Here is a 10,360-nt window from a genome sequence, read left to right on the forward strand (position 1 = left end):
GACGGCGGGCCGACGGCGGGCTTCGCCCGCGCGGCCGATCGTCAGGCGTTCCAGGCGTTCCACGCCTCGGTGATCATCTCGGTGAGGTCCGACCGTTCGGGAAGCCAGCCGAGCTCTTTCACGGCGCGGCCGTTGTCGGCCGTGAGAATCTGCGGTTCCGGCTTGGGCGGCGCCTTCCTGACCGGTACCGGGAGCCCGGTCACGGCTTCCGCCGTCGCCACGACCTGCGCCATGCTGGACGCGGTGCCGCTCCCGATGTTGTAGACACGGTGCTCGCCCACCCGCACGGCGGCGAGGGAGAGCCGTATCGCCGCCGCCACGTCGAGGATGTGGACGAAGTCGCGGACCGCGGACCCGTCGCCGTTGAGGGTGACGTACGGTGACTCGCCGGTGAGCGCGCGGAAGATGTTCGGGATGATGCGCGCGGTGTCGGTGTCGGCGCGCCCGCCGGCCGCTCCGGCGATGTTGAAGCACCGCAGCGTGACCGCGCCGATCGCCCCGGTGGCGGCGTACGCGGCGACGAGTTGCTCCGCACCGACCTTCGACGCCGCGTAGGGACTTTCCGGATGGGGCTCCACGTCCTCGCCCAGGGCGCCGACGTGCCGCGAACCGTAGACCTTGTCGGTCGACGCGAACACGAATCGAACCGGCGGCACCGATTCGCGGATGTCGTCGAGCGCCATGAGGAGGTTGAGGGTACCGGCCACGTTCACGTCGTAGTACGTCAGCGGGTCGGCGAACGAGTCCCGCCCCCGCGACACCGCGGCGAGGTGGCACACCGCGTCGAAGCGTCCGGCGGCGACGATCTCCCGGATGCGGCCGCGGTCGCGGACATCGCCTTCCACCAGGCCGACGTCGGCGGGCCGCTCCGTGTCCGGGTGGCCCCGGGTCAGGACGGTGACCCGGTGACCGGCGGTGAGAAGCCCGGGGGTGAGCGCACGGCCGAGATAACCCAGACCTCCGGTGACCAGGACGTGCACGTCAACTCCTCCAGACGATCGTCACGCGATGTGCCGGGCCGGCAGGATCGGCCTCACCGGATGGACAGCTCGGGGAACGGCACGACGAACGAGCCGCCGGCCGCGGAGAACGCCGTCGACCGTGCGCGGATGCTGGCCTCGAAGTTCCAGGCGAACAGTACGCAGTAGTCGGTCGAGCCCGCGACGAGCCGCTCGGAGCCCACGATGGGGATACCGTCGCCCGGCGTGAACTTGCCCACCTTGCGCGGGTTGTCGTCGACGATCCAGTCGATCTCGCCGCCCACTCCCGCCTGGGAGAGGAGGGTGACGGCTCGTGCCGACGCGCCGTACCCGCTGATCCGCCGGCCGGTTTTCGACAGGCCGCCCAGCACGTCGTTGAGGGTCGTGCAGACCCGGTCGACGCGGTTCGCGAAGCCGTCGAGGAAACCGCCGTCGGGCACCCCCGCGTCGACCTCGGCCCACAGGATCCGGTCGAACCCGGCGCTCGGGGAGCGGCCGTCGTCGTCGCGGCCTATCCAGCAGCGCAGCGAGCCTCCCTGGGTCGAGATGAGCTCGGCGTCGAACACCGCGAGGCCGTTCGCCTCGGCCGCCCGGGCCAGCACGTGCAGGGAGAAGTAGGAAAGGTGCTCGTGGTAGACGAACTCGAAGATGCCGTGCTGGACCATCGGCAGGACGTGCGCGACCTCGATGACGGCGCTGCCCCCCGGCTTGAGGAGCATGCGGATCGCGCGGAGGACTCCGTTCACGTCGTTGACGTGGGCGAGCACGTTACTGCCCAGCACCGCGTCGACGGGTCCGATGTCGCCCAGGATCCTCTCGACCGTCTCCACACCGAAATGTGTGGTCAGCGTCGGAACCCCGTGCTCCCGCGCGTAGGTTCCCACCTCCACCGCCGGGTCGACGCCGAGCACCCGCATGCCGCGCTCACCGAAGAAGCTCAGCTGCGTGCCGTCGTTCGAGCCGATCTCCAGAACCTTCGCCCCGGCGGCGAGCCCCAGCCGATCCGTGACCAGGGTGGCCAGCGCACGGCAGTGGTCGACGAGGGCGGGAGCGGCACCCGTGGCGTACCGGTAGTCGGCGAACAGCACCGACCGGGGAATGACGTCCACCAGCTGGACCAGACCGCATCCGGCGCAGCGCACGAGGTCCAGCGGGTATCGGTCCTGGGCTCTGGCCAGCTCTGCGGTGGGCGCGATGTCGTTGGCGGGCGGAGTCGGGGTGAGCGAGACCACCTCCTCCAGGCGGTCGGCCCCGCACACCAGGCACCGGCTGGTGGTGTCCATCAGCGTTCTCTCCCTCCAGCTGTCGGGTCGCCCGGCCGCCGTGGCCACCGCGCTCGATCTGCCGGAAGGCGTTTCGACAGCTCACGACCAGTCCTCGATCGGCCGGCGGTCGGAGCCTACGTCCGACAACACTAGGGGAATTACCTGATCGGCTGAGGCACAATCGCCTGAACGAAACCCCTTGATCTGGGGGAATCACATGATCGCCGACACCGTGTTTCCGTCCGAGTTGTCCGCCAGAGGCGAGGCAGGTAACGCGGATGAAGGAGTATCAGATGCGAATCCTGGTCACTGGCGGAGCTGGGTTCATCGGATCCCATTTCGTTCGGTCAATGCTGGAAGGCCGATATCCCGGCCACGAGGACACCCGAATCACCGTTCTGGACAAGCTGACCTACGCCGGCAGGAGGGAGAACCTGCCCGAGGAACATCCAAGGCTGACCTTCGTACGCGGTGACATCTGCGATCGGGAACTGCTCGCCGACCTCGTGCCGGGGCACGACGCGGTCGTGCATTTCGCCGCCGAGTCGCACGTCGACAGGGCGGTGGACGACGCGGAGCCGTTCGTCTGGGCCAACGTGATGGGCACCCACCGGCTTCTCGAACAGTGCGGGATGAACGGGATCCAGCGGGTCGTGCACGTGTCCACCGACGAGGTGTACGGGTCGATCGAGCAGGGGTCGTGGACGGAACGGTTCCGGCTTGAGCCCAACAACCCGTACTCGGCGTCGAAGGCGGCCAGTGACTGCCTCGCCCGATCGCACTGGCGCACCTACGGGCTGGACCTCTCGATCACCCGATGCTCCAACAACTACGGACCCCGGCAGTACCCGGAGAAGATCATCCCTCGCTTCGTCACCCGCCTGCTCCAGGGGCGTGACCTCACCCTGCACGGCGACGGCAGCGCCGTCCGCGAGTGGCTGCACGTCGACGACCACTGCCGTGGCATCTCCATGGTCCTCGACAAGGGCCGCGCCGGTGAGATCTACAACATCGGCGGCGGGATAGAGCTCACCAACCGTGAGCTGACCGGTCTTCTGCTCGAACTGGCCGGTGCCGACTGGGACCGGGTTCGTTACGTGCCGGACCGGCGCGTCCAGGACTACCGGTACTCGCTGGACCACGGGAAGATCACCGAGGAGATCGGCTACGAACCCGTGATCGATTTCAAGGAGGGCCTCGCGGACGCCGTCACCTGGTATCAGGAGAACCGATCCTGGTGGGAGTCCCTTGACGCGTAGGGATCGCGACCGGAAGTCCCGGTGCCGCTTCGCGGGTTGGTGTGAGGGGCAACCCGCGCGGTGACGCGATCTCCGACGGCCCGCCGTACGGACCCTCTCGACGACTTCGATCGCCACACCCCGACAGCACCTTGAGGGCACCCCGGCGGTACGGCCGCGCCCGGGTCATGCGCCTCGCCGCGCGGGTTTCGGGTGCGATGCGACTGCCGCCGCGGCCGTCCTCACCTGGCCGCGAACGCCTTCTCGATCGCGCGGACCGCCATACCGGTTCCGTCCTCCGCACGGATCGCGGTGCCCAGCATCCGGGCACGGGCCGCCATGTCGCCGTTGCCGAGCAGGCTGTCGAGCGCGCCCCGCAACCAGCCGGCCTTGAGGGCGTGCTGGGAACGAGGAGACGGCCCGACGCCGAGTTGCGCGATCCTTCTTCCCCAGTGGAGCTGATCGCCCTGGAGCCACACGACCGCCTGCGGGATACCGGCGCGGAACGCCGCCGCGGTCGTGCCGGCGCCCCCGTGATGGATGACGCACGCGGCGCGGGCGTAGAGCCACCCGTGCGGGACGAAGCCCGCCAGGAAGACGTGGGGCGGGAGCTCCTGGTCTCCGAGCCCCGCCCAGCCGGACAGCAGGACGACGCGCCGGCCCAGGCCGCTGACCGCGTCGAGCAGCTGCTCGGTGACCGCGCTGGCGTCGAACCCGTTGTTCGAGCCGAAGCCGATCACGACCGGCGGCTCGTCGGCCACGAACGCCGCGAGGTCGTCCGGGGGCACGTAGTCCGGCTCGTCGAGAAACCAGTATCCCGTGTTGAGGTAGGCGGGACCGAAGAGCGGATCGTGCTCAAGGGTGTGCGGGCTGATGGCGATGAGGTTGAGCAGGCGCGAATGGCTCGCGTCGAAGAGAATGTCGCGCCACGGGGGAAGGCCGGCCGCGGCGACGACCTGGTTGAGGAGCTTGTCGGTCGCGAGCCTGACTCCCGCGCCGGTGACCGCCCAGGCAAAGGCGTTGCCGACGGGGCCGAGGTCGACATTGGTCGGGCCGTGTCCGCGTGCTCGGCGCAGCGGCCAGGTGTGGTGCACGCTCACGTGGGGCGTGCCGACCGCGCGTGCCGCGGCGACCGCGCCGATGGCCAGCGGTGAGTGGATGACGACATCGGCCTCACCGGCCAGCGCCATCAGCTGAGGTAGCGCGGCACGCTGCTCCTGCGCCAGGAATTCGATCACCACGGTCAGTTGCCGCAGCTTGTTCCTCTCGCTGATGATGCGGAGGTAGTTCGCCTGGAATTCCGTCTCGTTCCAGGTCGGCCTGCCGACGAAGGGAACGCCGACGGCCTCGGCGCGTGCGGTGTAGCTGTCGGAGGCCGAGAACACGACGTCGTGACCCTCGGCGATCAGGCGTTTTCCGAGGGCGAGAAAAGGCTGGACGTCCCCCTCGGAACCGACGGTCGCTATGAGAGCGCGCATCGCGTCACAGTCGGACGTTCAAGGGCCGGGCCGGTGGCGGTCGAAGTCGGGTTCACCCTTGGTTGCCTCCCTGGATCGGCTGCCGAGGTGACATGTGTGACGGATCCGAGCAGCGATCTTGAGTTTCCTGTCCGGCACATCCTGGTGTGACCGATTCCCGGAAATCATTAGATTCGCGGCGTCGATGCGGGTGATGGGCGGGCGCTCGCGGCCCGGCGCGCGGACGGCTGTTAACGGCCCGCCTGATTCTTTCAAAAACGGTGTCCGTTTTATGGGCGCCGCACTTCCGCGGGCACAGAATTCCCTTGTTGTCCCAGGTCAGAGGCATGATCGCAGGCGGCGTCGAATTCTCGGACTAAGTAGGCGTTTTCCTAGCCGAGCGTTCATAGCATCAGGTCTCAGTAGGGTGCCGGGGCCGGTGTCTGCGTTACCGGGGCGGGGTGGACGACGACATCTCCCCGATGTCGTCCAAGCCTCCGGCCGACAGGCGAGTGCTGGGTACGGGCCGCCCCTGGTGGAAGGCCAGGTCCGCGGCAGACCTCTCGACCCTCATCGGTGGTCTGCCGGGATCCGACCGGGCAGGTCGCTCATGAGAGCCGCGGTCGATTTCTTTGACGGACAAGGAGAGAACCCTTTATGTGCGGGATCACCGGCTGGGTGTCCTATGACGCGGATCTGACCGAACGGCAGGCCACGATCGACGCGATGACCGCCACCATGGCGCTGCGCGGGCCCGACGCCTCCGGAACATGGCTTCAACGACACGTCGCGCTCGGTCATCGAAGATTGGCGGTCATCGACCTGGACGGCGGCGTGCAGCCGATGGAGTTCGCCACGCCGAACGGTCCGGTGGTCCTGGTGTACAGCGGCGAGGCGTACAACTTCATCGAGCTGCGCAAGGAACTGCAGGCCAAAGGGCACCGGTTCCTCACCGCGAGCGACACCGAGGTCGTGTTGCACGGTTATCTCGAATGGGGGGAAGGCGTCGCCGACCACCTCAACGGGATGTTCGCGTTCGCCGTCTGGGATTCCCGTGACCAGAAGCTCGTCATGATCCGTGACCGCCTGGGAGTGAAGCCGCTCTACTACTACCCGACTCGCGACGGTGTGCTGTTCGGATCGGAACCGAAGGCGATTCTGGCCAACCCCCTCGCCCGCAAGGCCATCGACCTCGACGGGATCCGCACCGCGGTGACCGGAATCGGGCAGGGCCAGGCGATCTGGAAGGGGATGCACGAGGTCGAGCCGGGCACGATCGTCACCGTCCAGGCGAGCGGAATCCGCGACAGGACGTACTGGAGACTCCAGACGGCGCCGCACACCGACGACCAGAAGAAGACGGTCGAACGAGTGCGGCAGCTGCTCGGCGACACCGTCGGCCGGCAGTTGATCTCCGACGTGCCCCAGTGCGTCCTGCTCTCCGGTGGGCTGGATTCCAGCGCGATCACCGCTCTCGCGTCGCCCAGGCTGGCCGCGAGCGGTGAACGGGTACGTACGTTCTCGGTCGACTTCGTCGATCACGTCGACCGCTTCAAGGCGGACGTGTTCCGGAGCACCCCGGACGCGCCGTTCGTCAAGGACATGGTCGACCTGATCAAGCCGGTGCACCGGCAGGTGGTGCTGAGCGCGGATGATCTGGCCGATCCGACCATTCGCCGCTCCGTGATCACTGCACGGGACACGCCGAATGCGTTCGGTGAATCGGACATCTCGATGTACAGGCTGTTTCGAGAAATACGCAATGAATCGACGGTGGCCTTGTCCGGCGAGGCGGCGGACGAGAACTTCGGCGGCTACCGGTGGTTCCACGACGACATGCGCGCGCTTCCCATCTTTCCCTGGATGGCGGCGGTGCTCAACTCGCAGCCCAGCGCCTCCGCCGTCATGCCTTTCACCCCGGAGGCACTGCAGGCGATGGGACTGGAAGGCTATCTCGGGGATCAGTACGCGACGGCGGTGGCGGCCGTCGATCACCTCGACAGCGCGTCGCGGGTCGAGCGCCAGATGCGCGTCATGTTCCACATGCACCTGACCCGGTTCCTGCGGATGCTGCTCGACCGTAAGGACCGGCTGTCCATGGCGGTCGGCCTTGAGGTGCGGGTTCCGTACTGTGACCACCGTCTCGTCGAGTACCTCTACAACACCCCCTGGAAGCTCAAGTCGTTCGACGGCAGGGAGAAGAGCCTGCTGAGGCACGCCGTGAAGGATCTGCTTCCGCCGTCGGTGGCCAATCGGGTGAAGAGTGGTTACCCGACGATGATGCATGACGTCCGCTATTCGAGCACCCTGCAGATCCAGGCCAAAGAGGTGCTGGCCGACGCGCACAGCCCGCTGTTCACGCTGTTCAACCGAGAATGGCTGAAGTCCATTGTCGAAATGGACTCGGCGAAGATATCGCACGGAGACAAGCTTCTGCTCGACAAGATAATCGACATGCACTGCTGGCTTGACATCTACTCGCCCGAGTTCGCCATTTCCTGACCGTTTCCCGGTGGGACGTCGCGGTTCGAGGAACAACAGGACGGGTGAGGGATGGGCGAGCCGGTGACGAAGGCGCGGGCGGTGGCCGGCGCGTTGGAGGGCACGATCGCACCTCTCGCCCGGGGGCCGGTGTCGGTCATCGCCGGAGCGGTCGCGGTGCTGCTGCTGGTGACAAGCGGCCGATACGGCTACTTCGCCGACGAACTGTACTTCGTGGCGGCTGGCGAGCGCCTGAGCTGGGGGTACGCCGACCAGCCGCCAATGCTCCCGTTGATCGCGCATGCGATGGACACGTTGTTTCCCGGATCCCTGGTCGCGCTGCGGCTTCCGGCGACGCTCGTCACGGCGCTGGGGGTCGTCGTCGCAGCCCAGATCGCGAGGGAGCTGGGCGGCCGGCGCCGGGCGCAGGTGATGACCGCGGCGGTGTCGGCGATCGGCATGGTCGTCAACGGCCACCTCCTCGCGACGAACGCCTTCGACGGCTTCCTGTGGGCGGTGGTCTCATGGCTGGTGATCCGCTGGGTCCGGCTGCGTGAGGAGGGGCGGTCCGACGACCGCCCGCTGCTGTGGGCGGGTCTCGCCACGGCCGTCGCCCTGCAGGTCAAGTTCCTCATCCCGGTGCTGTGGCTCGCGCTGGCGGTGGCCGCGCTCGCGGTGGGGCCACGGGACCTGCCGCGCAGGCCGTTGCTGTGGGCCGGTGCCGCGATCACCCTGCTCACCACGCTTCCCGGACTGGCGTGGCAGGCCGGCAACGGATGGCCGCAGTTCGATATGGTCCGGACGGTGTCGGAGGAGGTGGGCCTGAACGGTGGCCGCGCGCTGTTCCTCCCGCTCGTGCTCGCCCAGCCCGGCCTGCTGGCCGGGGCCGTGCTCGCCTGGTACGGCCTGTGGCGGCTGCTGCGTTCCCCGCTGCTCAGGCCCTACCGGTTCTACGGCGTGACCGCCGTCACGGTGATCCTGGTCTTCTGGCTGGCCGGTGGCCGGTGGTACTACGTGATCGGGCTCTTCCCCGTGCTGTGGTCCGCGGCCGCGGTCGAACTGCAGCGGCGCCGGGCGGCGCGCTGGTGGCATTGGGTGCCCACCTGGCCGGTCGTCGCGCTGTCGGTGCTGCCGTCCCTCTACTGGCTACCGGTGCTGCCGGCGGAGTGGGTGCGGCAGCCCAGGGCCGGTGAGAACCTCGGGGTCGAGCTCATCACGATCGGCCAGTTCGGCTGGCCGGAGTTCGCCGACACGGTCAGCCGGGCGTACCGGACACTGCCGCCGGACGAGCGGCGGGACGCCGTGGTGATCACCAGGGTCTACTGGCAGGCCGCCGCCCTCGAGTTCTACGGCGGTGAGCGTGGGCTGCCGAAGACGTACAGCGGCAGCCGTGGGTACTGGTACTTCGGCATGCCCCCCGAGGGGACCCGCACGGTGCTGTACGTCGGCGACGAGGGCGAGCGGCTGCGCACGTACTTCGGCGACGTGCGGCAGGTGGCCACCGTGGACACCGGACTCGGCCTGGAGGTCGGCACGCCCGTCTGGCGGTGCGACGATCCGCGGGCCCCGTGGCCGCAGCTGTGGCCGGAGTTCCGGCGAACGGCCATCTGAGGCGACGCGCCGGCGGTGACGCACGAGCCGGACGGGCGTGCGGTGACGTGTACGGACGGACGAGCGACGTGTACGCAGGGACGGACGGGCCGTGACGCACGGACGGACGACCGTCCGGAGCGACCGGCGGACAACGGCCCGGAGACCTACCGGCCGACGGGTCACATGCGCGTGTGCCGACCCTCCAGATGGAACTCCCGCACCTTCTCGATCACGAAGTCCTGGTCGGACTCGGACAGCCCGGGGTCGGTGGGCAGGTAGAGCCCGTCGGCCGCGAAGCGGGCGGCGTTCAGCGCCGGCCAGTCGGGGTTGAAGTACATCGGCTGACGGCTCATGGGCTGGAAGAACGGCCGGGTCTCGATCCCCGCGTCGGTGAGGAACTCCCGCAGCTCCTCCCGGCGCTCCGCCCGGATGTCGTACATCCACAGGACGTCGCGGGGCGGCATGAGGGTGAGCCCTTCGATGCCGTCGAGCCCGCTGTCGTAGTGGTTCTCGATCCGCTTGCGGATGGCGAGGATCTCGTCGATCTGCTCCAGCTGGGCGAGGGCGACCGCGGCCTGCATGTTCGTCATGCGGAAGTTGTAGGCCAGCTTCTTGTGGATGAAGTCGTGTTCCTTGCTGAAGGCCATGCTGCGCAGGTGGGCCATCTGCTGGGCGAGATGCTCGCTGTTGGTGACGCAGACGCCCCCCTCACCGGCGCTGATGATCTTGTTGGCGAACAGCGAGAAGCACGCGATGTCACCCACGGGACGCACGCCGTGCGCCTCCGCCGAATCCTCCACCACCCTCAGGTTGTACTCGTGCGCCAGCTTCATGATCGCGTCCATGTCGCACCGCCGGCCGTAGACGTGCACCGGCATGATGACCTTGGTACGGGGGGTGATCCGGGACTCGATCAGCGAGACGTCGATGTTGAGGTCGTCGCCGCAGTCCACGAACACCGGCACCGCGCCGGTGTAGGTGACCGCCCACGCGGTGGCCACCATGGTGAACTCGGGCACCAGGACCTCGTCGCCGGGGCCGATCCCGAGCGCCCGCAGCGCGAGGGTCAGGGCGGTCGTTCCCGAGGAGCACGCGACGCCGTACGAGACGCCGTTGTACTGGGCGAACTCCTCCTCGAAGCGCCTGACGAAGGGGCCCTGCGAGGATATCCAGCCGGAGCCGACGGCCTCGGTGAGATACTCCATCTCCCGTCCTGCGAGGTACGGTTTCGAAACCTGATATCTGAACGCCATGGGGTTCCTCACTCATCAGCCGGCCGGGCTCGTTGGCACGGGACGATAGGAGGCGCTCAGAAAATCCCGCCTTCCCCGCCGCGACGCGGGACT

7 protein-coding genes are annotated in these 10,360 nt (G+C 68.2%); 3 read left to right on the forward strand and 4 right to left on the reverse strand.

The features are described from left to right. Positions 1–41: 41 nt before the first annotated feature. Positions 42–980 (reverse strand): NAD-dependent epimerase/dehydratase family protein, encoded by a 939-nt coding sequence (locus AB0B96_RS37250; protein ID WP_362906548.1) that lies wholly within the window; start codon positions 978–980, stop codon positions 42–44. Between the two features lie 53 nt (positions 981–1,033). Further along, positions 1,034–2,263: a class I SAM-dependent methyltransferase gene (locus tag AB0B96_RS37255; protein WP_362906550.1), complete on the reverse strand. Its 1,230-nt coding sequence runs from the start codon at positions 2,261–2,263 to the stop codon at positions 1,034–1,036. A 332-nt stretch (positions 2,264–2,595) separates the two neighbouring features. Here AB0B96_RS37255 and rfbB point away from each other — a divergent pair, with 332 nt between their 5' ends. Then, on the forward strand, positions 2,596–3,504 hold the full coding sequence (rfbB, locus tag AB0B96_RS37260) for a dTDP-glucose 4,6-dehydratase (protein WP_350949968.1): 909 nt from the start codon (positions 2,596–2,598) through the stop codon (positions 3,502–3,504). Between the two features lie 221 nt (positions 3,505–3,725). Here the strand turns inward: rfbB and AB0B96_RS37265 are convergent, their stop codons facing one another. Beyond that, positions 3,726–4,961, reverse strand: a complete 1,236-nt coding sequence (locus AB0B96_RS37265; RefSeq protein ID WP_362906553.1) for a glycosyltransferase — start codon at positions 4,959–4,961, stop codon at positions 3,726–3,728. 636 nt (positions 4,962–5,597) lie between these two features. Here AB0B96_RS37265 and asnB point away from each other — a divergent pair. Together asnB and AB0B96_RS37275 are read left to right on the forward strand one after the other, a co-directional pair. Then, entirely contained in the window at positions 5,598–7,442 is a 1,845-nt protein-coding gene (asnB, locus tag AB0B96_RS37270) for an asparagine synthase (glutamine-hydrolyzing) (protein ID WP_362906555.1), read from the forward strand. Between the two features lie 51 nt (positions 7,443–7,493). Next, positions 7,494–9,032 (forward strand): glycosyltransferase family 39 protein, encoded by a 1,539-nt coding sequence (locus AB0B96_RS37275; RefSeq protein ID WP_362906557.1) that lies wholly within the window; start codon positions 7,494–7,496, stop codon positions 9,030–9,032. A gap of 161 nt (positions 9,033–9,193) precedes the next feature. Here AB0B96_RS37275 and AB0B96_RS37280 read toward each other — a convergent pair whose 3' ends face one another. Beyond that, on the reverse strand, positions 9,194–10,219 hold the full coding sequence (locus AB0B96_RS37280; RefSeq protein ID WP_350949972.1) for a DegT/DnrJ/EryC1/StrS family aminotransferase: 1,026 nt from the start codon (positions 10,217–10,219) through the stop codon (positions 9,194–9,196). Positions 10,220–10,360 lie beyond the last annotated feature (141 nt).

Origin of the sequence: Streptosporangium sp. NPDC049046, from assembly GCF_040649155.1 — a bacterium.
GTDB lineage: Bacteria > Actinomycetota > Actinomycetes > Streptosporangiales > Streptosporangiaceae > Streptosporangium.